The 21984-nt window shown below is 56.0% G+C and carries 25 protein-coding genes, 2 pseudogenes and 1 riboswitch; of the genes and pseudogenes, 19 read left to right on the top strand and 8 right to left on the bottom strand.

All coding sequences use genetic code 11. The features are described 5' to 3' along the window. The first annotated feature begins 12 nt into the window (after nucleotides 1–12). The 7 genes from AC007G_RS26680 to AC007G_RS26650 all read left to right on the top strand — a co-directional run bounded on the left by AC007G_RS26680 (nucleotide 13) and on the right by AC007G_RS26650 (nucleotide 3044). Complete coding sequence (locus tag AC007G_RS26680) at nucleotides 13–303, top strand: nucleotidyltransferase family protein (RefSeq protein ID WP_001247892.1); 291 nt, start codon at nucleotides 13–15, stop codon at nucleotides 301–303. Further along, on the top strand, nucleotides 300–701 hold the full coding sequence (locus tag AC007G_RS26675; protein ID WP_001293886.1) for a HepT-like ribonuclease domain-containing protein: 402 nt from the start codon (nucleotides 300–302) through the stop codon (nucleotides 699–701). Before AC007G_RS26680 ends, AC007G_RS26675 begins: the two co-directional genes overlap by 4 nt. Next, nucleotides 691–1047: a cupin domain-containing protein gene (locus AC007G_RS26670; protein WP_000215515.1), complete on the top strand. Its 357-nt coding sequence runs from the start codon at nucleotides 691–693 to the stop codon at nucleotides 1045–1047. The genes AC007G_RS26675 and AC007G_RS26670 overlap by 11 nt, the downstream gene beginning before the upstream one ends. A 254-nt stretch (nucleotides 1048–1301) precedes the next feature. Beyond that, complete coding sequence (locus tag AC007G_RS26665) at nucleotides 1302–1628, top strand: hypothetical protein (RefSeq protein ID WP_003100858.1); 327 nt, start codon at nucleotides 1302–1304, stop codon at nucleotides 1626–1628. Further along, nucleotides 1625–2125: a hypothetical protein gene (locus AC007G_RS26660; RefSeq protein WP_003100856.1), complete on the top strand. Its 501-nt coding sequence runs from the start codon at nucleotides 1625–1627 to the stop codon at nucleotides 2123–2125. The genes AC007G_RS26665 and AC007G_RS26660 overlap by 4 nt, the downstream gene beginning before the upstream one ends. Further along, nucleotides 2122–2493, top strand: coding sequence for a hypothetical protein (locus tag AC007G_RS26655; protein WP_003100853.1), 372 nt, complete (start codon nucleotides 2122–2124; stop codon nucleotides 2491–2493). The genes AC007G_RS26660 and AC007G_RS26655 overlap by 4 nt, the downstream gene beginning before the upstream one ends. Beyond that, nucleotides 2487–3044: a recombinase family protein gene (locus AC007G_RS26650; RefSeq protein ID WP_004118524.1), complete on the top strand. Its 558-nt coding sequence runs from the start codon at nucleotides 2487–2489 to the stop codon at nucleotides 3042–3044. The genes AC007G_RS26655 and AC007G_RS26650 overlap by 7 nt, the downstream gene beginning before the upstream one ends. Before the next feature lie 6 nt (nucleotides 3045–3050). On the opposite strand, the gene arsC is transcribed toward AC007G_RS26650, so the two are convergent. The 3 genes from arsC to AC007G_RS26635 form a co-directional block, all read right to left on the bottom strand. Then, nucleotides 3051–3479 carry a glutaredoxin-dependent arsenate reductase gene (gene arsC / locus AC007G_RS26645; protein ID WP_004118526.1) on the bottom strand — a complete coding sequence of 143 codons (429 nt, stop codon included), beginning with the start codon at nucleotides 3477–3479 and terminating at the stop codon, nucleotides 3051–3053. A gap of 49 nt (nucleotides 3480–3528) precedes the next feature. Next, nucleotides 3529–4812: an arsenic transporter gene (locus tag AC007G_RS26640; RefSeq protein WP_001549887.1), complete on the bottom strand. Its 1284-nt coding sequence runs from the start codon at nucleotides 4810–4812 to the stop codon at nucleotides 3529–3531. 95 nt (nucleotides 4813–4907) lie between these two features. Further along, a complete protein-coding gene (locus AC007G_RS26635; protein WP_001549886.1) occupies nucleotides 4908–5261 on the bottom strand; it encodes a metalloregulator ArsR/SmtB family transcription factor in 354 nt (117 codons plus the stop codon). 483 nt (nucleotides 5262–5744) lie between these two features. On the opposite strand from AC007G_RS26635, the gene AC007G_RS26630 reads away from it, so the two are divergent. Next, on the top strand, nucleotides 5745–7223 hold the full coding sequence (locus tag AC007G_RS26630) for a SulP family inorganic anion transporter (RefSeq protein WP_001549885.1): 1479 nt from the start codon (nucleotides 5745–5747) through the stop codon (nucleotides 7221–7223). An 18-nt stretch (nucleotides 7224–7241) separates the two neighbouring features. Then, a complete protein-coding gene (locus tag AC007G_RS26625; RefSeq protein ID WP_004118529.1) occupies nucleotides 7242–8069 on the top strand; it encodes a universal stress protein in 828 nt (275 codons plus the stop codon). A 71-nt stretch (nucleotides 8070–8140) separates the two neighbouring features. On the opposite strand, the gene AC007G_RS26620 is transcribed toward AC007G_RS26625, so the two are convergent. Further along, nucleotides 8141–9337 (bottom strand): MFS transporter, encoded by a 1197-nt coding sequence (locus AC007G_RS26620; protein WP_001549953.1) that lies wholly within the window; start codon nucleotides 9335–9337, stop codon nucleotides 8141–8143. Nucleotides 9338–9717: 380 nt separating this feature from the next. Continuing rightward, a riboswitch (Fluoride riboswitch) is annotated at nucleotides 9718–9788 on the top strand. A 77-nt stretch (nucleotides 9789–9865) separates the two neighbouring features. On the opposite strand from AC007G_RS26620, the gene crcB reads away from it, so the two are divergent. Next, nucleotides 9866–10240 carry a fluoride efflux transporter CrcB gene (crcB, locus tag AC007G_RS26615; RefSeq protein WP_004118534.1) on the top strand — a complete coding sequence of 125 codons (375 nt, stop codon included), beginning with the start codon at nucleotides 9866–9868 and terminating at the stop codon, nucleotides 10238–10240. A 274-nt stretch (nucleotides 10241–10514) separates the two neighbouring features. After that, the gene (gene nhaA / locus AC007G_RS26610; protein ID WP_011977829.1) at nucleotides 10515–11663 is read left to right on the top strand and encodes a Na+/H+ antiporter NhaA; all 1149 of its coding nucleotides are present in this window, start codon (nucleotides 10515–10517) and stop codon (nucleotides 11661–11663) included. 353 nt (nucleotides 11664–12016) lie between these two features. On the opposite strand, the gene AC007G_RS26605 is transcribed toward nhaA, so the two are convergent. Both AC007G_RS26605 and AC007G_RS26600 read right to left on the bottom strand, forming a co-directional pair. Next, nucleotides 12017–12349 (bottom strand): DMT family transporter, encoded by a 333-nt coding sequence (locus AC007G_RS26605; RefSeq protein WP_004118538.1) that lies wholly within the window; start codon nucleotides 12347–12349, stop codon nucleotides 12017–12019. Nucleotides 12350–12480: 131 nt separating this feature from the next. Beyond that, nucleotides 12481–13038, bottom strand: a complete 558-nt coding sequence (locus AC007G_RS26600; RefSeq protein ID WP_004118540.1) for a recombinase family protein — start codon at nucleotides 13036–13038, stop codon at nucleotides 12481–12483. Between the two features lie 160 nt (nucleotides 13039–13198). Here AC007G_RS26600 and AC007G_RS26595 point away from each other — a divergent pair, with 160 nt between their 5' ends. From AC007G_RS26595 to AC007G_RS26570, 6 genes and pseudogenes are all read left to right on the top strand, one after another. Beyond that, nucleotides 13199–16207, top strand: coding sequence for a Tn3 family transposase (locus tag AC007G_RS26595; RefSeq protein WP_004118541.1), 3009 nt, complete (start codon nucleotides 13199–13201; stop codon nucleotides 16205–16207). Between the two features lie 33 nt (nucleotides 16208–16240). Further along, nucleotides 16241–16579: pseudogene (locus AC007G_RS26590) on the top strand (hypothetical protein); the annotation flags it as partial. Nucleotides 16580–16732: 153 nt separating this feature from the next. Continuing rightward, nucleotides 16733–17317 (top strand): hypothetical protein, encoded by a 585-nt coding sequence (locus AC007G_RS26585; RefSeq protein WP_064406706.1) that lies wholly within the window; start codon nucleotides 16733–16735, stop codon nucleotides 17315–17317. A 132-nt stretch (nucleotides 17318–17449) separates the two neighbouring features. Beyond that, complete coding sequence (locus tag AC007G_RS26580; RefSeq protein ID WP_063923534.1) at nucleotides 17450–18049, top strand: DUF2726 domain-containing protein; 600 nt, start codon at nucleotides 17450–17452, stop codon at nucleotides 18047–18049. A gap of 6 nt (nucleotides 18050–18055) precedes the next feature. Continuing rightward, nucleotides 18056–18622: a phospholipase D family nuclease gene (locus AC007G_RS26575; protein ID WP_051800686.1), complete on the top strand. Its 567-nt coding sequence runs from the start codon at nucleotides 18056–18058 to the stop codon at nucleotides 18620–18622. A gap of 140 nt (nucleotides 18623–18762) precedes the next feature. Continuing rightward, nucleotides 18763–19032 carry a replication regulatory protein RepA gene (locus AC007G_RS26570; RefSeq protein ID WP_040118434.1) on the top strand — a complete coding sequence of 90 codons (270 nt, stop codon included), beginning with the start codon at nucleotides 18763–18765 and terminating at the stop codon, nucleotides 19030–19032. A 23-nt stretch (nucleotides 19033–19055) separates the two neighbouring features. Here the strand turns inward: AC007G_RS26570 and AC007G_RS26565 are convergent. Continuing rightward, a pseudogene (locus AC007G_RS26565) lies at nucleotides 19056–19169 on the bottom strand (replication protein RepA). Nucleotides 19170–19247: 78 nt separating this feature from the next. Here AC007G_RS26565 and tap point away from each other — a divergent pair. Both tap and repA read left to right on the top strand, forming a co-directional pair. Next, nucleotides 19248–19319 carry a RepA leader peptide Tap gene (gene tap / locus AC007G_RS26560; RefSeq protein ID WP_071887233.1) on the top strand — a complete coding sequence of 24 codons (72 nt, stop codon included), beginning with the start codon at nucleotides 19248–19250 and terminating at the stop codon, nucleotides 19317–19319. Next, entirely contained in the window at nucleotides 19312–20184 is an 873-nt protein-coding gene (gene repA, locus AC007G_RS26555) for an incFII family plasmid replication initiator RepA (protein ID WP_074173330.1), read from the top strand. The genes tap and repA overlap by 8 nt, the downstream gene beginning before the upstream one ends. 1389 nt (nucleotides 20185–21573) lie before the next feature. Here the strand turns inward: repA and AC007G_RS26550 are convergent. Beyond that, nucleotides 21574–21984: DUF3320 domain-containing protein (locus AC007G_RS26550; RefSeq protein ID WP_479466731.1), on the bottom strand; the 411-nt coding region annotated here is incomplete at its 5' end.

Here is a 21984-nt window from a genome sequence, read left to right as displayed (position 1 = left end):
GAAAGGATGCGCATGCGACCGTCTGTTGTGCTTGACATGAAGCGAAGCGCAGTGCGTGAAGCGGTAGGCCGCTTTCGCGCCGCGAACCCGCGCGTCTTCGGCTCGGTGCTGCATGGCACCGACCGGGATGGCAGCGACCTCGACCTGTTGGTCGATGCGCTGCCCGGTGCCACGTTGTTGGACTTGGGCGATTTGGAAGAAGAACTGAAATCGCTGCTCGGCGTTGACGTCGATCTGCTGACTCCCGGCGACCTGCCGCCGAAGTTCCGGGCCAAGGTGCTCGCGGAGGCGCAACCGATATGAGCGAGAACCGCCTGCCCGATTACCTCGACCACATTCAGCAGGCCGCAACCGATGCGCGCAGCTTCGTGGAAGGGATGGCCAAGGACGACTTCTTGGCCGACAAGCGCACCCAGCAGGCCGTCATCATGAGCCTGATCGTCATCGGCGAGGCGGCCACAAAGGTGATGGATGGCTACGTCGAGTTCACCCAGGCGCATGCCGACGTGCCGTGGCGCAGCATGCGCAATATGCGTAATCGCATGGCTCACGGCTATTTCGACATCAACCTCGATGTGGTGTGGGAGACGGTACAGGAATGGCTGCCGGCGTTGCTCCAGCAATTGCCCGCCGTGCGTCAGGATGCCGACGATGAAGACCGTAACGACAACTGTGAAAGAGGAATCTCCGATGACTGTTGAATCGAGAATATTTTCTGTAGCCGAGTATGTTCAGCCGTCCGAAGGCGAGCCTATTCGTTCCGTTGTGCTTGAAACCCGAGACTCAATTATCGTGGTTTGGCATGTCCATCCCGGGCAGGAAATTGCGGCTCACATTCATCCTCACGGCCAAGACACGTGGACTGTTTTGTCGGGAATGGCTGATTACTTTCAGGGCAATGGGATTGTTCGTGCCCTCAGGGAAGGTGAGATAGCCGTGGCAAGACCGGGCCAAGTGCACGGGGCGCGAAATACAGGTACCGAGCCATTTGTGTTAGTCTCGGTTGTGGCATCAGCCAATGCCGGTTTCGTATTGGCTGAGCGATAGAGCCCAATCTCTGGAGTTGGTCCAATGAGCGGTCGGGGAGATAGGTAACAGACATGCAGCGGACACGGCTGCTAAACCAGGTCGCAAACCTCCTTGCGTCGCAGCGTGCCGCAAGCGACGCGATCAATCGAATGGGGTCGGCATGAGACTGAACACCATCCAGTTCCCGACCGCGTAGCCGCCTGTCCTGCCGATCAGGTCTTGACCATCGACGCCTGGGATCAGTCCTGAATGTTCTTGGAGACCACTACGTTATGAGCCGCAGCCGCCGCAAAACACCCATCGTCGGGCACACGACCTGCGGCAGCGAGCGCGAGGACAAGAAGCTCTGGCATCAGCGCTGGCGCACCCGTGAGCGCACGGCGCTGACCAGCGCGTCGCCCGAAGCCCTGAGCGCCCATCTGCCCCTGCTGGAAAACCAGGCCAGCAGCGTCTGGTCGATGGGCAAGGATGGCCGCTCCTACTGGCCCGTCAAGCGCCAGGCCGCCACGGCGGATCGCATCGCCAATCACAAGGGACGCAACCCGCAAGAACGCGCCTCCCTGAAAAAGCGCCTGCTGCGCAAGTGGATGAGCAAATGAAGCTCTCCTTCCATCAGCACATTGCGCTGTTCTGGATGATCGGTGCTCCGGGCGTCTTCGCGCCCGTGATCGAGAACGCCAAGCGGCCCGATGCCGGCGCCGTCATGGCGTGGGGTGTCGCGATCGTGGCGGTGATGATCCTCTTCACCCCTTTGCTGCTGCGCTGTCCACCATTCCGGCGCTGGTATGGCCGGACGGATGCGCTGTCGGAGCGGCAGCGCCAGGCGCTTGCCGAGCGCGGCCTGCGCCGCTACTACCAGACCGCTTTCGATGACGGCTACGTGCCCCGCGTGATGCCCTACGTGTGGCGCATCATCTGGACGGTCGGCGGGTTGATGGCTGTGACCGCCGTACTGCCTACCAACACCGGACGGCCAGCCTTCGATGCCTTGGTGGTCTTCTCGACCTGGTATCCGATAGGCGTGATGCTGCTGGTTTTCGCGTCGAGGCCCCTTGGCCGGTTGATTCGCCAAAGAGCACAGGAGCGGCGGAAATGAGCACGTCAACCATCGAGGCGCTGGCCAGCGCCTGGGCAAGGATTGCCGAGGAAGCGGAATTCCCCGCTGACTACGAGGGGACTGCCACACCACAAGCGCATCGGGCTAGCGAAGCTATTCAGGAGCAGATTCGGGAGCGCATCGTCGCCACCAACGACATGCGGCTGTTCAGCCTGCTGCACCTGCTGGGTCAGGCGTCGCTGCGCATGGAGCAAGCGCTGTGGCCGGAGGATTACGAGCGGATGACGCGCGAGGTTGAGGAAGCCCTGCGGCAAGCCACCGACGCCAACGCCAGATCGTACACCCACGAAGAAGTGATGCAGGCGATGCAGGAACGCATCGACCGGGCGCGAGACAAGCCATGTTGATTGGCTATGCGCGCGTCTCGACGCAGGATCAGAACCTGGAGCTGCAACGCGAAGCCTTGAGCAAGGCCGGATGTAAAAAGGTCTTCGAGGACAAGGTGAGTGGCACGCGGGCAGACCGGCCTGGCTTGGCCAAGACGCTCGAAATGCTGCGCGAAGGCGATACTTTGGTCGTCTGGAAGCTCGACCGGCTGGGCCGGTCGGTCAAGCAACTGGTCGATCTGGTCGGCGAGCTGCACAAGCACGGTGTCCAGTTCAGGAGCCTCACCGACTCCATCGACACCGGCACACCATCCGGGCGGTTCTTCTTCCACGTCATGGCGAGCCTTGCCGAAATGGAGCGCGAGCTGACCGTCGAGCGCACCCGCGCCGGGCTGGAAGTCGCCAAGCAGCTCGGCCGCAAAGGCGGCCGCAAGCCGAAGATGACCGACAGCAAGATCGAGTCGGCCAAGAAGCTGCTGGCCAGCGGGGTGCCGCCCAAGGACGTGGCCAAGAACCTCGGCGTGTCCATTCCGACGCTGTACCGCTGGGTGCCAGCCTCCACGCACGCTTAGCGTGCTTTATTTTCCGTTTTCTGAGACGACCCCATCAATGACGGCTTCGCCGTCCTCTTTGGTAAACGCGCCCTGCTGCGGGTCCGGCAGTATGTCCAGAACCACTTCGGAGGGACGGCACAGCTTCGTGCCGAGCGGTGTCACTACCACCGGGCGATTAATGAGGATCGGATGAGCCAGCATGGCATCGAGCAGTTCGTCATTGCTGAAGCGGTCTTCTGCCAGGCCGAGCTGTTCGTACGGTTCGGTATTTTTGCGCAGCAGGTCGCGCACGCCGATGCCCATATCCGCAATCAGCTTCTTCAGCTCATCGCGTGACGGCGGCGTTTCCAGATACAGAATAACCGTGGGTTCGGCGCCGCTGTTACGGATAAGCGCCAGGGTATTGCGGGATGTCCCGCAGGCCGGGTTGTGGTAAATGGTAATGTCAGTCATAAGCGGTACTCCGTAAAGGGGCTGCACGGGCGCAGCCCCGGGGTTAAAGTTAAACAGACAGGCGCAGGGCCAGCGCGGCCAGCGTGACAAAAAGCACCGGCAGGGTCATCACGATGCCCACGCGGAAGTAATAGCCCCAGCTGATGGTGATGTTTTTCTGTGCCAGCACGTGCAGCCACAGCAGGGTTGCGAGGCTGCCGATAGGGGTTATTTTCGGGCCGAGGTCACAGCCGATGACGTTGGCGTAAATCATCGCCTGCTTCACCACGCCCTGTGCGCTACTACCGTCAATCGACAACGCGCCAACCAGCACGGTGGGCATGTTGTTCATGACGGACGAGAGTGCCGCCGTCAGGAAGCCGGTGCCGAGCGTTGCGCCCCATACGCCGTGCTCTGCAAACCGGTTCAGGGCGGCGGAAAGGTAATCAGTCAGTCCGGCGTTACGCAGTCCGTATACCACCAGATACATGCCCAGCGAAAAGATAACGATCTGCCAGGGCGCGCCTTTCAGCACCCTGCCGGCGTCAATCACGTGTCCTTTGCGGGCAACCAGCCAGAGAATAAACGCCGCCACCGCCGCCACCAGGCTGACCGGCACGCCGAGCGGCTCCAGAGCAAAAAAGCCAACCAGCAGAAGAACCAAAACCACCCAGCCAGCCTTAAAGGTTCGTGCATCCCGGATGGCTTCCCGCGGTGCCTTCAGCTTCGCCAGGTCATAGGTGACCGGGATGTCCCTGCGGAAAAAGAGATGAAGCATCACCAGCGTGGCCGCAATGGAGGCAATGTTCACCGGCACCATGACGGATGCGTACTCGCTGAAGCCCAGCGTAAAGAAGTCAGCCGTTACGATGTTCACCAGGTTCGATACGATGAGCGGCAGGCTGGAGGTGTCAGCGATAAAGCCCGCTGCCATCACAAACGCCAGCGTGGAGCCGGGAGTGAATCCCAGCGCCAGCAGCATGGCAATAACGATCGGCGTCAGAATTAGCGCGGCTCCGTCATTGGCAAACAGCGCCGCCACTGCGGCACCCAGCAGAACGATATACGTGAACAGCAGCCGGCCCCTGCCGCCTCCCCAGCGGGAAACGTGCAGCGCGGCCCACTCAAAAAAGCCGGACTCATCGAGCAGCAGGCTGATAATGATGACCGCAATGAACGTGCCCGTGGCGTTCCAGACAATCTGCCAGACCACCGGAATATCACCGATGTGCACCACGCCGGTCAGCAGCGCCAGCGCCGCACCGATGACGGCACTCCAGCCAATGCTCAGCCCCTTCGGCTGCCAGATGACCAGTACCAGCGTCAGGATGAAAATCGCACCTGCCAGAAACATACCCGCTCCTATTGAATACAAATGCCTGTTAAACCGGACTGATAAATTTTCGATGCGTAATATATTCGATAATCCAGATATATACCGGTAAATTTTTAAATGCAGACAGGCTTGCCGTTGGTGGTGGCGTTATCGCGTTCAGCCTGCCGGCTGAGCTGGCGGATATCATCCCGCTGGCAGAGATAAGCCTGTTCGATAACCGCCGCTGCCCACGCCGGCATATGAGGCGACAGACGATAGTGGATCCATTTTCCGTCCCGCCGGTCGGTAAGCAGCCCGTTTTCTCTCAGCAGAGCCAGATGCCGTGAGATTTTGGGCTGAGTTTCTTTCAGCACGGACGTAAGTTCACAGACGCAGAGCTCCCCTTTTTCGCGTAGCAGCAGCACGAGGCTGAGTCGGGTTTCGTCGGAAAGGCTTTTAAAAAGCTGCAGGGGGGACACGGGTGGCATGGTGACTCCTTATTGTGACTGACCTGAGTGTACCTGTGAAACTTTCTCCGTCAAATTTATATTCACTTAATCATATGTATGTGCGAACGCCGGACGAGCCTGAGCATGCAGAAGGACTTTCCGTCCGGATGCGCCTGACCGGCATTCCATGAACAGCGTTTTTGCCCTGCGCGTTGACCCCGTTAACAATTCGTGTAGAGTAAAAAGCGCTTTTTGCCGTGGTTCATCTGCCCGGCGGGCATTTGTGGCCGGTACTGAACGTCTGTTCATCCGGTCTTTCTGATTACCCGCGCTGCTCTGTCAGCCGTGAAGGAGTGATAAACACCACCATGCGTCTTACGCCACCCTGAGTCGTACCCCTCCTCTGTCGCACTGAATAAACTTCGGCGCGCACTCAAAAACATCCCGTCTGCGGATGTGCTTTTTCGTACGTAAAATTTTTGCCCTCACGGGCTGACCGTAATCAAAAACTGAGAAATGACTATGCTGCTGTCCTCGACGCGTAAGGACTGGCTGGGTAACGTCCGTGGTGACGTCCTTGCCGGTATTGTGGTCGCGCTCGCGCTTATTCCCGAAGCGATCGCCTTTTCCATCATCGCCGGAGTCGACCCGCAGGTCGGGCTCTACTCTGCGTTCTGTATTCCCCTGGTTATGGCCTTCCTCGGCGGCCGTCCGGCAATGATATCGTCCGCCACCGGTGCGATGGCGCTGCTGCTGATCACGCTTGTAAAAGACCACGGCCTGCAGTATCTGCTGGCGGCCTCGGCGCTGACCGGCGTACTGCAGCTGGCGGCCGGCTACCTGAAGCTGGGCAGCCTGATGCGCTACGTCTCCCGCTCGGTGGTCACCGGTTTCGTGAACGCGCTGGCCATCCTGATATTTATGGCGCAGCTGCCGGAGCTGACTAACGTCACCTGGCACGTTTATGCCCTGACCGCTGCGGGCCTGGGCATCATTTATCTCTTCCCGTATCTGAACAAAACCATTCCCTCGCCGCTGGTCTGCATCATCGTGCTGACCGCCATTTCCATGTGGCTGCACCTGGACGTGCGCACCGTGGGTGACATGGGCAAACTGCCGGACAGCCTGCCGGTGTTTCTGATCCCGGATATCCCGCTTAACCTCGACACGCTGATGATTATTCTGCCGTACTCGGCAGGACTTGCCGTGGTGGGGCTGCTGGAGTCGATGATGACCGCCACCATCGTGGACGACATGACCGACACGCCGAGCGATAAAAACCGCGAGTGCAAGGCGCAGGGCGTGGCCAACATCTGCACCTCCTTTATCGGCGGCATGGCGGGCTGCGCGATGATTGGCCAGTCGGTGATCAACGTCAAATCGGGCGGGCGCGGGCGGCTTTCCACGCTCACCGCCGGCGTGGTGCTGCTGCTGATGGTGGTGTTCCTGCGCGACTGGGTGTCCCGGATACCCATGGCGGCTCTGGTGGCGGTGATGATCATGGTCTCCATCGGCACCTTCTCCTGGCGCTCCATCAGCAACCTGCGCAGCCATCCGCTGTCAACCAGCGTGGTGATGCTGGCCACCGTGGTGGTGGTGGTGGCGACCGATAACCTGGCGTTTGGCGTGCTCACCGGCGTGCTGATTGCCTCGCTGAACTTCGCCACCAAGGTCGCCCGCTTTATGGCGGTCTCCTCTGAGCTGAAGGACGACACCCGCACCTATACCGTAGCCGGCCAGGTATTCTTTGCCTCATCCGATCGCTTTATGAGCCACTTCGACTTCCGTGAAGCGGTGGAGCGCGTGGTGATTGACGTAACGCACGCCCACTTCTGGGATATCACCTCCGTGAGCGCGCTGGACCGGGTGGTTATCAAGTTCCGTCGCGAAGGCACGGAAGTGGAGATCAAGGGTATGAATGACGCGACCCGCACCCTCGTTGACCGCTTCGGAGTGCATGACAAGCCTGAAGAAGTGGAAAAGCTGATGGGTGGCCATTAATTTACTGGAGAAAGCATCATGAATAACACCGTTATTGCCTGCGTTGACGGCTCGCCGTCAACCCGGCCGGTCTGTGAGTATGCTGCCTGGGCAGCCGGTAAACTTGGCGCGCCGCTGGCGCTGCTGCACGTGCTCGAAAAGAGTGAGACTCCCGCCGTGTCTGACCTGACCGGGAGCATTGGTATTGACAGCCGGGAGCAGCTGACCGAAGCGCTGGTCCGCGTCGAGGGTGAGCGCAGCCGGCTGCTGATGGCGCAGGGCAAGGCCGTGCTGGCCGGCTGTGCGGAGCTCCTGAAGCAGACCGGACAGCCGGACGCACAGCTGCTGCAAAAGCACGGCGCACTGGACGAAATCCTGGCGGAGCTGGGCGAAGTCCGGCTGATGGTGCTGGGGCGCCGCGGGACGCAGAATCAGGTAGGCAGCCATCTGGAAAGCGTCATTCGCCTGCAGAAAAACCCGGTGCTGATTGTGCCGGAGACGTTTACGCCGCCGGCGCGGGTGATGTTTGCGTACGACGGCAGCAGTGAGAGCCGTAAAAACCTGACGCGCCTGACGGTCAGCCCGCTGCTGCACGGCCTGAGCTGTCATATCGTGATGGTCAACGGTGACATGTCAGCCCTGCAGGATGCGCAGGCTGTTCTTCAGGAAGCCGGTATCACGACCGAGACACGCCTGCTGGAAGACGAGTCCGTAACCGGGGCGCTGTGCCGCTACGCGGACGCCCATGATATCGACCTCACGGTAATGGGGGCCTGCGGGCACTCCCGGTTACGGCGATTCTTTATTGGCAGCCACACCACGGAAATGCTGTCTGAAAGCCGTCAGCCCCTGCTGATGCTGCGATGAAACAGGCGGGCCTGATATCAGGCCCGCCTTCACAGGGGAAAGAGGATGACGGGTATGAAGGTAAAGGCGCGTTATTGCGGCGCATCCGTCCTGATACCGGTGGCCAGCAGGCTGGCGCCAAGAATGTAGACCAGGCAGAACAGGGCCTGAAGATGCAGGGTGACATGGTTATCTATCAGCACGCCCATGATTACCGGGGATGCCCCGCTGGCAATCACCGTCCCTGCCTCAACCGCCGAGCGCACCCTGGCCAGCTGCGCCGGACCAAACAGCTGTACCCAGAGCGCGGTGGCAAGCGTTGAGGCAATGGCCGACGATACGCCGGTCATAATCAGGTAAAAAGGCGTCACCCACTGACCGTTGCTGAGCCATAGCGCCAGCATGGCCAGGGCCTGTGGCATCAGAAACCACGGCAGCAGCCTGCGTGGTGAGAGCCGGTCAATCAGCGGGCCAAACGACAGCAGCGATACCGCCTGGGTAATGGCATAGGCAATAAACCATACCGCCACCCACGACAGCTCCCAGCCTTTCTCCTGTGCCAGCCTCGCCTGGTGGAAGAAGAAGCCGGTGGTGATAAAGGGGGAGGCCAGCACGACAGGCAGCGCCAGCAGCAGGTTGCGGTTTCGCCATACCGGCGCCTCTTTTTCTTTCTCCTCACCCCGCTTTCTGAACGTACGCAGCGGCTTCTCTTTCCCGCGGGGCAAAAACATCAGCGCGACCCCCACGCCGGCAACAAGCATTCCGGCATTGATGCCCCAGGCAGCGCGCCATCCCGTCAGCGCGCTTATCTGCACCGCAATCACAGGAAAAACGGCCTGCGCCAGCGAGAGCCCCAGCGCGATGGCGCCGAGCGCCTTGCCTGCATCAAGGGGGAACTGGCGCGCCGTTGCGGTCAGCGCAGTATGCACCATCAGTCCCTGGCCGCCGAGGCGCAGAAAGTAAAACCCGATGCACAGCATCCACGCCGCCTGTGCGCCGGAAACCAGCAGGCAGGCCGTGAGCAGCAAAAGGGTGACCGCCAGCGTGAAGCGGCGGGTCGTGGTGTAGTCAATCAGCCGTCCGGCCCAGGTCAGCGTGATGGCGCTCATCACCGTTCCGATTGCGTACAGGCCGCCCAGTCCGCCGTCGGTGAGCCCAAAGGCCTCACGAAAATCCTGCCCGTAAAGTGAGACAAAATAGGTCTGTCCAAAGCTGGACATGGCCATCAGCATCGCACCGAACGTAAGGTGAGAGGCGTGATGAAACATAAACCGAAAAAGCTGACGCATGAATATCCCTGAAGGCGGGCTGCAGCCCGCCGATTAATCACGACGTGTCCGTACCGGCTGCTGCGGACACGGCGCCTGCGTCCCTGAAGCAGGTACACGCGGGTTCACCGTGAAAGGTGGCAGTCCCGTAACGGATATGAGAGAACGGTACCCGGCGCGGACTGGCTGTCGCGGCAGGCTCTCTGATAAAGGACGGGCGAAGAGAAACTCAGGGTGGCGTAATGTGCATGACTCACAGTCAGATATAAAATGCTGCCGAAACGATAATTTTTAATGCTCTTCAGGTCAAGCCTGAAAACGGGCTCCTCATGCCCGCCGCAGGGGGAGTCGCACAAAAACAGTGGATAGCCGCTTGATTAACGCCCGTGACCGGGCCAGAATTGCGGCGAGGTGATGGCGTTCCACCTTACCCAACCGCTTCCCCTGAGAAGCTGATGACGCCTGATATTACTCCCCTTTAACCGGGAGTATGTCAGGCCGCCCCGTATCATCAGCCTGCATACTCCCTCTGACACAGAGGTAAACCCCGTGAAATCTTATCTGGCCATTATCATTGGTGGATCCGCTGGCTGCCTGATCCGCTGGCTGCTTGGCGCACGCCTGAACAGCCTGTTTCCTGACCTGCCACCGGGCACGCTGGTAGTGAACCTTGCGGGCGGATTTATCATTGGTGCGTCGCTGGCCTGGTTCATGCGCCATCCTGACCTGGATCCGGCCTGGCGATTACTTGTTATCACCGGGCTGTGCGGTGGGCTGACCACGTTTTCCACGTTTTCCCTGGAAATATTCTCACAGCTGCAGTCCGGTAATTATTTCTGGGCGTTTACTTCACTGCTGGTACACGTAACCGGCTCCATTCTGATGACTGCCCTGGGTTTTTTTGTCGTCACATGGCTGCTGTGAGCGTGTGGCTGATGACGGATAAAAATGCCCCTGCCTGCGGCAGCTTTACAGGGCTTTACCTCTTCCGCCTGAAGCGGGCCGGACGTTATGATAAAATTAACGTCACGCTAATTCGTTAATTTATCAGCAATTAATTATCGTATTTTTTATATCTTCAGCGTAGCTCAGCCGGCTTATCCTCTGATAACCAGCGGTTGTATATCAGGGGAAGGCCTGTTTTTTTTGAATAAAGGGAGGGAGTGTGTCAGAAATCCCAGACAGAAATAAAAAGAGGATGTCAGAAGTGCCATCTGCATTTTTCAGCTCGCCCGCAGCCGGCGGCATCGTGCTCATCATCGCCTCAGCAGCCGCTATCATCGTGGCTAACTCTCCGCTCAGGGAGGGATATGAGGTATTCCTGAAATACAACGCCGCCGGCCTCTCCGTTGAGCACTGGATAAACGACGCCCTGATGGCCGTGTTCTTCATGATGGTCGGCCTGGAAATCAAGCGCGAGCTTCTCACCGGTCAGCTTGCCACCTGGGGCCAGCGCGCGCTGCCGGGATTTGCCGCGCTGGGCGGGATGGCCGTGCCTGCGGCCATTTACGTATGGTTTAATGCGGGCAGCGATGAAACCCTCGCTGGCTGGGCAATTCCTGCCGCCACGGACATTGCCTTTGCGCTCGGGGTACTGGCACTGCTGGGCAGTCGCGTACCTGCCTCGCTGAAAATTTTCCTGTCGGCGCTGGCTATTCTGGACGACATGGGCGCAGTGGCTATTATTGCGCTCTTCTATACCAGTAATATTTCGTTTCTGATGCTGGCCGGTGCGGCGGTCACGGTTGCTCTGCTGTTTATCATGAACCGTGCCGGGATTACCCGGCTGTTTCCCTATCTGCTGGCGGGGGGCGTGCTGTGGTTTTTCATGCTTCAGTCCGGGGTGCACGCCACCATCGCGGGTATCCTGCTGGCGCTCTTTATCCCGCTGCGGGTAACCGATCCGGATAAACAATCCCCTCTTGCCCGGCTGGAGCACGGCATCAATCCGTGGGTGACGTTTCTGATACTGCCGCTGTTTGGCTTCGCAAATGCGGGGGTCGCGCTCTCCGGTATGACGGCTGATGACCTGATGTCGCCGGTACCGGTCGGCGTTGCGCTGGGCCTGTTTGTTGGCAAGCAGGCGGGCATTTTCGGCCTGTCGCTGCTGGCCGTCAGCCTGGGCCTGGCAAAACGGCCTGAAAAAAGTACCTGGCTGCAGGTTTACGGCGTATCGGTCCTGTGCGGAATAGGGTTTACCATGAGCCTGTTTATCGGCAACCTGGCGTTTGCAGAAAGCCCCCTGTTGGTGGACGAGGTCAAGGTGGGGGTACTTGCCGGCTCTGTACTGGCAGCACTGGCGGGTATGCTGATACTGCGCTTTTCTCCTTCGCATCCTTCCCGGTAACGCATTCGGGTCCGGAAAATCCCCGTGATGACGGGGATTTTTATTTCCCTGCAAACTTATTAATCAACAGGGCCACCTTCATTACCGTCGGCATTTATTCAGGTGCTTATCATCACACTGGTGCCCGCATTTATAGTTTGCCGAAAAAATTCGCACCGTTAATCATGCAGGTACAAACAAAAAGCAGTCTTTTTGTCAATCATGGCAACTTTTCCTGGCCGCCCCCGGTTATGTCGGTTCTCTCGCCTGTTATTAATGTAGCGGGTAATGTCCCATTTCAAAAAGGGGAAAGGGAGAGGCATGCTGATGTCTAAAATCAGAATGCCCCCGGAGTTCTGTTTATGGATGAGAACCTACAGCTGCTTGTGTCCTGCCAGAATTTTCAGGCCAATGATACCCGCCAGAATCAGTCCGAAACAGGCAATGCGTAACAGGCCCTTATCTTCATTTAAGTAAATTATTCCGTACGCTGCTGTCCCTAAAGCACCAATCCCGACCCAGACCGCATAAGCGGTTCCTACAGGAATAGTCCGTGTTGCCAGGGACAAAAAGTACATGCTCACACCGATAAATGTCAGGCAAAAAATACTGGGGTAGATCCGGGTAAATCCCTCAGTCCGGAGCATTGACGCGGCATAAAAGACTTCGGCTATGCCGGCAATCACCAGATACATCCATCCATTCATAAAACTCCTTTAACGGCTCATCAAAACCAGCAATATTGTGGGCAATGTTAACTCTGTTTTTAAGCAGGGGATCATCAGCATCAACCGCGAAACCCTTTCCGGCACAGGAAAAAATCGCTGCCTGCGTCGGGTTAACTGCCTGGGCCCAGTTTTTTTAACCTGAAATAGGTGGCCCTGGATATGCCGGTTTTCTCCATCACCAGTTTAATGGGCGTTTCGTGCCGGATAAGCTCCAGTGCGGCGGCCGATTTGTGATGAGGTTTCCGTCCAAACCTGACGCCTGCCGCCATGGCGATGACCCGGCCTTCGTTTGTGCGCTCCAGGATCCGCTCCCGCTCAGCTTCAGCAACGGCAGCAAGGATCTGAATGACCATTTTACCCATCGTGCCTTCAGTACTCAGTCCATTCTCCAGAAACCGGATGGCTATTCCCTTTTTATAGCAGGCATCAACAATGTGGATCATATCCGCTGTGTTGCGGCCAAGCCGGTCCATTTTGGTACACATGATAATGTCATCTTTTTCGGCACGGGCAAGCAGCCGTTGTAACCCTTCACGTTCGTCCGTGGCGCCCGACATCATGTCAGTAAAAATCCGGTCATCTCTGACGCCTGAAGATTTCAGCTCCATGATCTGCGCCGTCAGTTTCTGATGGCTCGTTGATACCCTTGCATATCCCAGTAATGCCATATTGGTCTCACAAATCGATACTGATACTGCGTAGTATCATAAAGCATAAAACACGATTTTTGATACTCATGTAAGCACGCACTTTAAAAGGTCTCAAAACTTATAATATCTGAGACTATCAAAATTTGAGCAGAGCGATACCCTTACGAAAGGATGCGGGATGAGTGACGGTTTTCTGACCAGTGAACAGACCGAAAACTACGGACGGTATGCCGCCGAGCCTAACGAGGTTCAGCTGGCCCGGTATTTTCATCTTGATGAACGCGATCTTGTTTTTATTAATCAGCGCCGGGGGAAACATAACCGATTTGGGATTGCCCTTCAGCTAACCACGGCCCGTTTTCTGGGAACCTTCCAGACCGATCCCTTGCAAATACCTCCCGGCGTCCGAAATTACGTTGCATTACAGCTGAACATTCATCGCCCTGAGATCATGGCCCGATACGCCCAGAGAGAGAATACCCGTTGGGAGCATCAAAGGCTGATCAGGCAACACTCTGACTACCATGATTTTGGCGATTTCCCCTGGTCGTTCAGACTGAAACGTCTGCTTTATATCCGCACATGGCTCAGTAACGAGCGCCCCGGTCTGATGTTCGATTTTGCCACGGCATGGTTGCTCCAGAATAAAGTATTGTTGCCCGCAGCCTCAGCGCTGACGAGGCTCATTGGCGAAATTCGTGAGCGGGCAAGCAGGCGTTTGTGGCGCAGACTGGCTGCATTACCTGACAGCTGGCAGACTGAGCAACTGGCCGGTCTGCTTGTCATACCGGAAGGACAGCGGGTTTCCGTGATGGAGCAGATACGAAAAGGGCCCGTCAACGTCAGTGGTCCGGCCTTTACTGACGCACTTCAGCGCTACACACGCCTGCGCAGCCTGGAGTTTTCCCGGCTGAATTTTGCCGGGCTGCCTGCAATTCAACTCCGCAACCTGGCTCGTTATGCTGGCATGGCTTCGGTAAAATATATCGCCAGAATGCCGGAGGAACGGCGGCTGGCCATCCTGACCGCGTTTGTTAAAGCACAGGAAATTTTGGCACTCGATGAGGCTGTCGATGTTCTGGATCTGCTGATCCTCAATATCACGCGTTCAGCGAAGCAAACCGGGCAGAAAAAACGGCTCAGAACGCTCAAAGATCTTGATCGCGCGGCGCTACTTCTGGCACATGCATGTACGCTTTTACTGGATGATAAAATGGATGACGCAGCGCTGCGTCAGACTATTTTCAGCCACGTACCAAAGAACCGGCTGGCGGAATCCGTAGGTAAAGTCAATGAGCTTGCCCGCCCGCAGGACACAAATTTCCAGGATGAAATGGTCGAGCAATATGGACGGGTTAAGCGCTTTCTGCCAGCGATGCTGCGTGATTTACATTTTCAGTCTGCCCCTGCCGGCGAAAATACGCTATCGGCCATACATTACCTGGCCGAACTGAGTGGTTCGAAAAAACGCCTCCTGGAGAATGCGCCTGAGCAGATCATTACAGGTCCCTGGAAACGTCTGGTGTACGACTCCGAAGGCCGGATACAGCGTGCAGGATACTCATTGTGCCTGCTGGAACGCCTTCAGGATTCGCTGCGTCGCCGCGATATCTGGCTGGAGAACAGCGATCGCTGGGGCGATCCGCGTCAGAAGTTTCTTCAGGGGAAAGAATGGCAGGCTCAGCGGATCGCCGTATGCCGGGCGCTTGGACACCCCACCGATGGTGGAAATGCCGTTAAACAGCTGGCAACCGAACTGGACGAAACCTGGAAAACGGTGGCCTCACGCTTTGAGCTGAATGCTGCCGTGAGCATCTGTCATCAGGGTAAATATCCGTCCCTGACCATCAGCAGTCTGGAAAAACTGGAAGAACCGCAGCCGCTGATTCTTCTGAACAGCCGCGTCAGGCAGCTGGTCCCCCCTGTTGATCTGACAGAGCTGCTGCTTGAAATTGACGCCCGGACTGGTTTTACCCGCGAATTCACTCATGTGAGTGAGTCTGAAGCCCGTGCTCAGGATCTTAACATCAGCCTGTGTGCCGTACTGCTCGCTGAAGCCTGCAATATCGGACATGAACCGCTGATCAAACACAGTATTCCGGCACTGACCCGCCACCGTCTGAGCTGGGTAAAACAAAACTACATTCGGGCTGAAACGCTGGTCAGCGCTAATGCCCGGTTGGTCGATTTTCAGTCCACGCTGGAACTGTCTGAGCGCTGGGGCGGCGGAGAAGTGGCTTCTGCAGATGGGATGCGCTTTGTCACTCCTGTAAAAACGCTGAACTCTGGCCCTAACAGAAAATACTTTGGCTCAGGGCGTGGGATCACCTGGTACAATTTTGTTTCTGACCAGTATTCCGGCTTTCACGGCATCGTTATCCCCGGTACGTTGCGTGACTCTATCTTTGTGCTGGAAGGGCTTCTGGAGCAGCAGACGGGGCTGAATCCGGTGGAGATTATGACGGACACTGGAGGGTCCAGCGACATTATCTTTGGCCTGTTCTGGCTGCTGGGCTACCAGTTTTCGCCCCGCCTGGCAGATGCCGGTGAGGCGGTATTTTGGCGTGCAGATAAAAATGCGAACTACGGGGTACTGGATGAGCTGGCGCGGGGATGCGTTGAACTGTCAAAGATAGAAACCCAATGGGATGAAATGATGAGGGTTTCCGGTTCTCTGAAGCTGGGTACAGTCCACGCCTCAGAACTTGTGGGCTCGCTTTTAAAAAGTTCCCGTCCGTCAGGGCTGGCGCAGGCGATTATGGAGGTGGGACGGGTCAACAAGACGCTGTACCTCCTCAACTACATTGATGATGAAGAATATCGTCGCAGGATACTGACTCAGCTTAACCGGGGAGAAGGCCGTCACGCCGTGGCAAGGGCGATCTGTTACGGCCAACGTGGTGAGATTAGAAAACGTTACCGTGAGGGGCAGGAGGATCAACTGGGTGCGCTGGGGCTTGTCACTAACGCAGTTGTATTGTGGAACACGCTTTATATGCAGGAAGCGCTATCACATTTGCGCAGCGCTGGTGAGATCCCGGAAGACGAGCATATCTCACGCCTGTCGCCACTGATGTACGGTCATATCAACATGCTGGGACATTATACGTTCACGCTGCCGGAAAATATTCTGAAGGGAGAGTTGAGGCCATTAAATTTCAATTCAAACAATGAATTATTGCCTTAACGTGGTTTTTTACACGATTGAACCTCGAACCCCTATCACCAGCAGATGCGTGACCTTATCGACCTGGTGGTCCGGCTTGTCTCCCGGGGATGCCTTTATGCGCCAGCAGCGATACTGGCAGGTGCGGGTCTTCTGGTGTGGGGATTTCCGCAGGACGGTATCCGTCTGGTGACCGCCCTGCGAACTATGCCCGCAACAGAGCTTGTGCAGCTGGCCGGCATCGTCCTTCACTACGTGCTGTTGATTTCCGCCATATCGGTCCTGATTGCTGACCTCGTGGCTGGTCAGGGGGTGCCGAACAGATACCGACGTGCGTTGCTGGATCGGTTGCCGGCAGATGCCTGGTGCATCAGAAGAGGGACTGAGCGTTGACGGGACTGCGCATCAGACTCATCGGGAGCGATTGCCGGCGACGCCTGAATCCCGTTCAGCCGTGGAAATACCGTTATAAACAGAACTGACAAGAGCTGGCTCGTTACGCTTGTTATTCAATTAAAAGAATTGACCAATTAAAAAGGTGAACTAATGAAGCTTGATGCTGTGAAGACTGTTCGCGATTTAATGCGCTATTGTCATATGCCCGTATGGTGTCAGCGTGAAGTCAGAGATATGAGGGTCGGTGACATCTATTTTTTAGGGAAATATAAAGAGGTGATGTTTTCCGGGGAACTAAATGAAGACGTCGATTTTGTAGGGGAGGCATGGATCGAAAAGGAGAGAGGGATATACAAATACCATGCGACATGGACGATACCAGTAAAACCCTCCCGGGCTTTTGTCATGACTTCGGGGCAATTTAAATTACTGAAAGGTGGTGTCGTGGATTTCAACGGTGACTTTTCATCGTTTCGTTCATTTGCTCTGGTTTCACGCTATCTCAATCGACTGGTGATGAAAATGAGCAATGAAGAACGGCATGAATTCTATAAAGTCGGTTCCAGGCCACTTTTTCGTGGCATTTGTATTGATAAGGAGTCAATAAGCCGAAGGCCGCACTATATCAAAGACGGAGAAGTTTTACGTCGTGTCTGGCTAAATTACAGCAATCAATTACCGATGCATCCCCTGCAGGCTATTGTGACAGCGGCAATAGCGCTGAAACAAATTTAAGGAAATTCATATGCGGTTTTTTATTGCAGCAAAGAAATCTCCGGGGAAAATTCTTTCAGAAGGGCTGAGTGGAATGCTGAACAGAGTAAAGAAACACATATGGATTGATATGGTTATAAAGCGAGGCCCGGAATGGCAAAAATATTAATGATGACGGGCGCCATCGTCATAGTACTGGGTCTGCTGGGTTTTCTTGTTTTGCTTGTGAAGGGACGAACAACGGGGAAGACCTCTCCGGTACTGCAGGCACTGAAAGCGGCGGGTATTCGCACCACCGAGGCGGAACAGCGACTGTGTCGTCAGCGGGCCTGGGTGAGCAATGACATGCTGATGACGCCACGGGAACAGCATTTTTACCGGGCGTTGCTGAAGCACACCGACCAGAAACGCTGGCTTCTGTGCCCGCAGGTGCGGGTGGCGGATATCGCCAGCCTGGCACCTCATATCCGGCCTCGCTCCCGGACCTGGTGGCAGCTGTTCCGGATGGCCTCACAGTGGCACTGCGATGTGGTGGTGGTGGATATCACGACCTTTGCCATTGTGGCCGCTGTCGAACTGGATGATGCCTCGCACCTGAAAAAACATCGGGTACGCCGGGATATTCTGCTGGAAGAGGTACTTCGCCAGGCCGGCATTCCGCTGTTGCGGGAGCGGGATTCAGAGAAACTGGTCAGGTGTGTGAGGGATTTTCTGAAGCACCGACACGACATCACTGAATGTCATCAGGAGTGAAATCGTATGAGTATAGAAAAAAGAACGACCCGTCAAACCCCAGCCAGCCGGTGGTGGTTGCCCGGACTGCTCAGTCTGGCGCTTTACACGCCAGTGCCGGCAGTCAACGCCGCGTCCATCGAGACCGGCTTTTCCCCGGAAGGAACGGCCCTGCAGCTGGTCCTGAAGACCATCGATTCAGCGCAGCAGGAAATCCGCCTGATGGGATACTCCTTCACGTCGCCGGAGGTGACTCGCTCGCTTATTGCGGCAAAACGGCGTGGAGTGGATATCAGGGTAGTACTGGACCAGAAGGCGAATACCGGGAAAGCCAGCGTGGCCGCCATGAACGTGCTGGTCAGCGCGGGTATCCCTGTCCGCACCGTCGACGTATATACGATCCTTCATGACAAAGTGATCGTCGCAGACAAACGCAATACCGAGGTCGGCTCTTTCAATTTCAGTCGGGCTGCGGACCGTTCGAATTCAGAGAATGTGCTGGTCGTGTGGGATGACCCGGTTGTCGCCCACAGTTACCTGAACCACTGGGCATCCCGCTGGGCACAGGGAACGGACTGGCAGAGTACGTACTGAAAATCGTTACGTTTTTTAACCTGAACTTCGCGCCAACGGAGATTAGGTTATATAACAAAAAATAACATAGCCACTCGCCGCATCAGGCCAGCTGTAGTATCTTTGTTCAGGTATTTAGTTAAATGCTTGAGGAGGCAGAGATGTCACAGGCCATAAACGCAGTTACTTCCTCATCTAAACGCCCCTACAGAAAAGGGAAACCACTTTCTGCTGCAGAACGGCAGCAGAAGGCTGTTGCGCGTAAAAAAACGACGCACAAAGAGGTGAGGGTGTTTGTGCGCGATTCACTTAAAAATCAGCTTCAAATCATGTGTGAGAGTGAAGGAATTACTCAGGCAGAAATGATTGAAAGGCTTATTGAAATGGAGTCCGCGAAGCTTGGAATTGATGTAACGACGTCACATTCTTGATCCATCCGGCTTTGAGTGCTAGATTACTGATCGTTTAGAGATTTCTGGCTGGCCACGCCGCAAGGTGGCAGGGAACTGGTTCGGATGGGGAATTTACCTGGAACCAGAAAAGCAAAAACCCCGATAATCTTCTTCATTCTTGGCGGAGCGAAAAGATTAACGGGGCCTTTCAAAACTGCATAGAAGCTGTTGCTCTATGCAGGGAGTATAGATTCATGCTCAGAAAAGTTCAAGACCTTCTGTGCTCACTCCTTCCGTGCAACATAAGCGCAGGAAGCGGTGGCTGACCAGAATTCAGAAAACTCATTTCATTACGTTCAGGTTAAAAATGCCGAGCCGCGTTTTATGGCGCGTGAAGGCAAAAAGACACTGCCGTTCTGTCGTAAGCTGATGGCCAAAGCCGAAGGCTTCACCGCTACCTTTGATTTTTCAATCCATGTTGCCTTTGCCCGCTCACTGGGTAAGCGCCGCCGCATGCCTCCTATACTGCGTCGACGTGCAATTGACGCGCTCCTGCAGGCAATGTGCTTCCATTATGATCCGCTGGCCAATCGCGTGCAGCGCTCGATTACCAATATGGCCATCGAGTGCGGGCTGGCCACGGAATCCGCAAGTGGCAATCTCTCTATCTCGCGGGCGACCCGTGCGCTGCGCTTTATGTCCGAGTTGTGCCTGATCACCTACACCACGGAATATGACCCGCAGATTGGCTGTAACATCCCGACCGACATGACGTTCACGCCGGCTCTTTTTCAGGCTCTGGATGTGTCAGATGTCGCTGTCGTGGCCGCGCGTCGTAGCCGTGTGGAGTGGGAAAACAAACAGCGTAAAAAGCAGAGCCTGCCACAACTGGAAATGGACGAGCTGATCGCTAAATCCTGGCGTTTTGTACGCGAGCGTTTTCGTAGCTACCAGGCTGAGCGTAAATCACATGGCCAGAAGCGAGCGACAGCTCGCCGGGATGCTTCACGCCAGCGTAAGGATATAGAGACGCGCGTTCGTCAGCAGCTGACCCGTGAATATGCCACCGGCCGCTTCAGAGGCGATCATGACGCGCTGAAGCGTGAGGTGGAGCGACGTGTGACGGAACGAATGCTGATATCCCGGGGCAATAACTATACCCGCCTGGCGCCGTACCCCGAGCCCATATAAACCTCCCACTTTTTTATCCGGCCGACGCCGGAGACTTTCGCTCGCCCGTCTTCTGCAGTTGCCTGATTTCTGACCATTCCTGTAACAGCCACCACGGCCACCTCCTGATTTTTCCTTTCCGTGGATGAAATTTCAGGTCTCCGGCCCCGGTTTTTTGACCGGATTTTACTTATACACATTTAACTGCAAGGGAACTATTCACAAGGCTACACCCGACACGTTTCCTGGGTGCCCGTCGAAAGAATTACAGACCGCATGGTTCCCTTTAAATACCTGCTCTGTACTTCTTTTAAAGATCTGAATCTCTTTCATCTCAAAGGAAAACCTGTTCGCCGTCTGTCCTGTGGACAGTCTCAATGAGGCCTTCGCTGGCAGCGGTCGCAAACGCCCGCGCCGCTCAGAATCGAGAAGTACCTCCCGCCGGCAAACGGCGGGCACAGCACCAGCAAACACTTTAGTTACAGCATTCAATTAACCATTTAAACAAACCTCCGGCGCCGTCCTGCAACACTGAGCCCCTCTCAGACCACTATTCAGTTCCGTGCACAGCGGTAACTACATAACTCATCCCACCACTGAAAAGCGCCGCCGCCCCCGGCCGAAGGCCGGGAGTGATGTCGCTTTTAATGATGGGTGTTGTAACTATTTATTCTTCATCGCTGTAAGTCGTGCTGCTGTAATCCCGGGGTATACGCTCGTAAGCGCCTGACGGCACTAACGCGGAGATACGCCCCGACTGCGGCTGTCGCCTTGTCGGGTCCACTCCGACCGCGTACAGAGGCTTCTGTGATGTTTTAAGCGGGTATGGCTTTGCCAGCTACCGTGTTAAGTTCCCTGGTGTCGCTGAAATAACTGAAGAACATCCCCCTAAGCGTCAGCAGCAAGCTGCCGCCACTAAGGCCCCGGAAATCACGCCCTTTACGTCGTAAACGCCGTAAAGCCCGCTCACCGGGGTTAAAAGGGATTACTTTTACTTCTTCATTGCTGTAAGCGGGTTAAGGCTAATCAGGGCAGGGGGTAGGGTGGCAGAGTTTATAGCCAGGTAACCGGCTACGCCGGGCTTTCGGCGCCATTTGACTCCACAGACACATGTAACCTCATCTGGCGCCTCCATGCCGCTGACGCGGCATCCAGAAGTTTCCCGATGCTGTAAGTCTTAACGTCTGCTTTGTGCCAAAAGCGGAAGTAACTAACAGCAGTCTGTGTGAAAATACGGGGAGCAGGTTAGTACTCCTTAATTACGCCCAACTGGTCGATGTTGGTGATGTGGAAAACCACGATAAGAGGTGTCAGAAATCGACTTTAATACATCCGGTCTCAAAATGGTCGATTAAGACTCTATATTTCAGACTATTAGTCTCTAAAAGTGGTTTTCCACACGGTTGACCTTCAAACAACATTAAGTATTGATTCAATCCTTTTTTTTGCCTGACTGGTCAGGCGCTTAATTCCAAGCGAGCGGGTCATTTCCTGTATCTTATTGTCACCTTTAATACTCAGCGCCAGTGCGCGCAATTCCTCACTAGGGATCGCGTCAACCTGGCGAATGTCGTTATCCGTGGCAGGCAAACGAAACGCATTCCAGTCAGCACGTTGCTCAGCGGACAGCCAGACGAAGTTTTCACCTGAGTGATCGGCTGCAAGGTGATAGTGTTGATCCACAATTTCCATTACGCGTTCACGTATCAGTCTGCCAGCGCGAGTGAAGCCGTGTATACGTGCGATGCGTTGCACAAGCGTTGTATCCAGAACGGGTGATTCACTTGTTACCACCGCTTCAATGAGGGTTTTAAGTGTCTC

The sequence above is a fragment of the Klebsiella sp. CSG-1 genome, from assembly GCF_056521145.1.
The sequence above is the reverse complement of the archived record's forward strand: the minus strand, read 5'-3'. Positions and strand labels throughout refer to the sequence as shown.

Excerpts from the sequence above, each read along its gene's own strand:
- AC007G_RS26605 (WP_004118538.1), bottom strand. The coding sequence starts at position 12,349 with ATGAATGGATGGATGTATCTGGTGATTGCCGGCATAGCCGAAGTCTTT.
- AC007G_RS26640 (WP_001549887.1), bottom strand. The coding sequence starts at position 4,812 with ATGTTTCTGGCAGGTGCGATTTTCATCCTGACGCTGGTACTGGTCATC.
- AC007G_RS26650 (WP_004118524.1), top strand. The coding sequence starts at position 2,487 with ATGTTGATTGGCTATGCGCGCGTCTCGACGCAGGATCAGAACCTGGAG.
- AC007G_RS26670 (WP_000215515.1), top strand. The coding sequence starts at position 691 with ATGACTGTTGAATCGAGAATATTTTCTGTAGCCGAGTATGTTCAGCCG.
- AC007G_RS26655 (WP_003100853.1), top strand. The coding sequence starts at position 2,122 with ATGAGCACGTCAACCATCGAGGCGCTGGCCAGCGCCTGGGCAAGGATT.
- AC007G_RS26575 (WP_051800686.1), top strand. The coding sequence starts at position 18,056 with ATGAGTATAGAAAAAAGAACGACCCGTCAAACCCCAGCCAGCCGGTGG.
- nhaA (WP_011977829.1), top strand. The coding sequence starts at position 10,515 with ATGTCAGAAGTGCCATCTGCATTTTTCAGCTCGCCCGCAGCCGGCGGC.
- AC007G_RS26680 (WP_001247892.1), top strand. The coding sequence starts at position 13 with ATGCGACCGTCTGTTGTGCTTGACATGAAGCGAAGCGCAGTGCGTGAA.
- AC007G_RS26620 (WP_001549953.1), bottom strand. The coding sequence starts at position 9,337 with ATGCGTCAGCTTTTTCGGTTTATGTTTCATCACGCCTCTCACCTTACG.
- AC007G_RS26630 (WP_001549885.1), top strand. The coding sequence starts at position 5,745 with ATGCTGCTGTCCTCGACGCGTAAGGACTGGCTGGGTAACGTCCGTGGT.
- arsC (WP_004118526.1), bottom strand. The coding sequence starts at position 3,479 with ATGACTGACATTACCATTTACCACAACCCGGCCTGCGGGACATCCCGC.
- AC007G_RS26625 (WP_004118529.1), top strand. The coding sequence starts at position 7,242 with ATGAATAACACCGTTATTGCCTGCGTTGACGGCTCGCCGTCAACCCGG.
- AC007G_RS26660 (WP_003100856.1), top strand. The coding sequence starts at position 1,625 with ATGAAGCTCTCCTTCCATCAGCACATTGCGCTGTTCTGGATGATCGGT.
- AC007G_RS26635 (WP_001549886.1), bottom strand. The coding sequence starts at position 5,261 with ATGCCACCCGTGTCCCCCCTGCAGCTTTTTAAAAGCCTTTCCGACGAA.
- AC007G_RS26580 (WP_063923534.1), top strand. The coding sequence starts at position 17,450 with ATGGCAAAAATATTAATGATGACGGGCGCCATCGTCATAGTACTGGGT.
- AC007G_RS26665 (WP_003100858.1), top strand. The coding sequence starts at position 1,302 with ATGAGCCGCAGCCGCCGCAAAACACCCATCGTCGGGCACACGACCTGC.
- AC007G_RS26600 (WP_004118540.1), bottom strand. The coding sequence starts at position 13,038 with ATGGCATTACTGGGATATGCAAGGGTATCAACGAGCCATCAGAAACTG.
- AC007G_RS26595 (WP_004118541.1), top strand. The coding sequence starts at position 13,199 with ATGAGTGACGGTTTTCTGACCAGTGAACAGACCGAAAACTACGGACGG.
- AC007G_RS26570 (WP_040118434.1), top strand. The coding sequence starts at position 18,763 with ATGTCACAGGCCATAAACGCAGTTACTTCCTCATCTAAACGCCCCTAC.
- AC007G_RS26585 (WP_064406706.1), top strand. The coding sequence starts at position 16,733 with ATGAAGCTTGATGCTGTGAAGACTGTTCGCGATTTAATGCGCTATTGT.
- AC007G_RS26675 (WP_001293886.1), top strand. The coding sequence starts at position 300 with ATGAGCGAGAACCGCCTGCCCGATTACCTCGACCACATTCAGCAGGCC.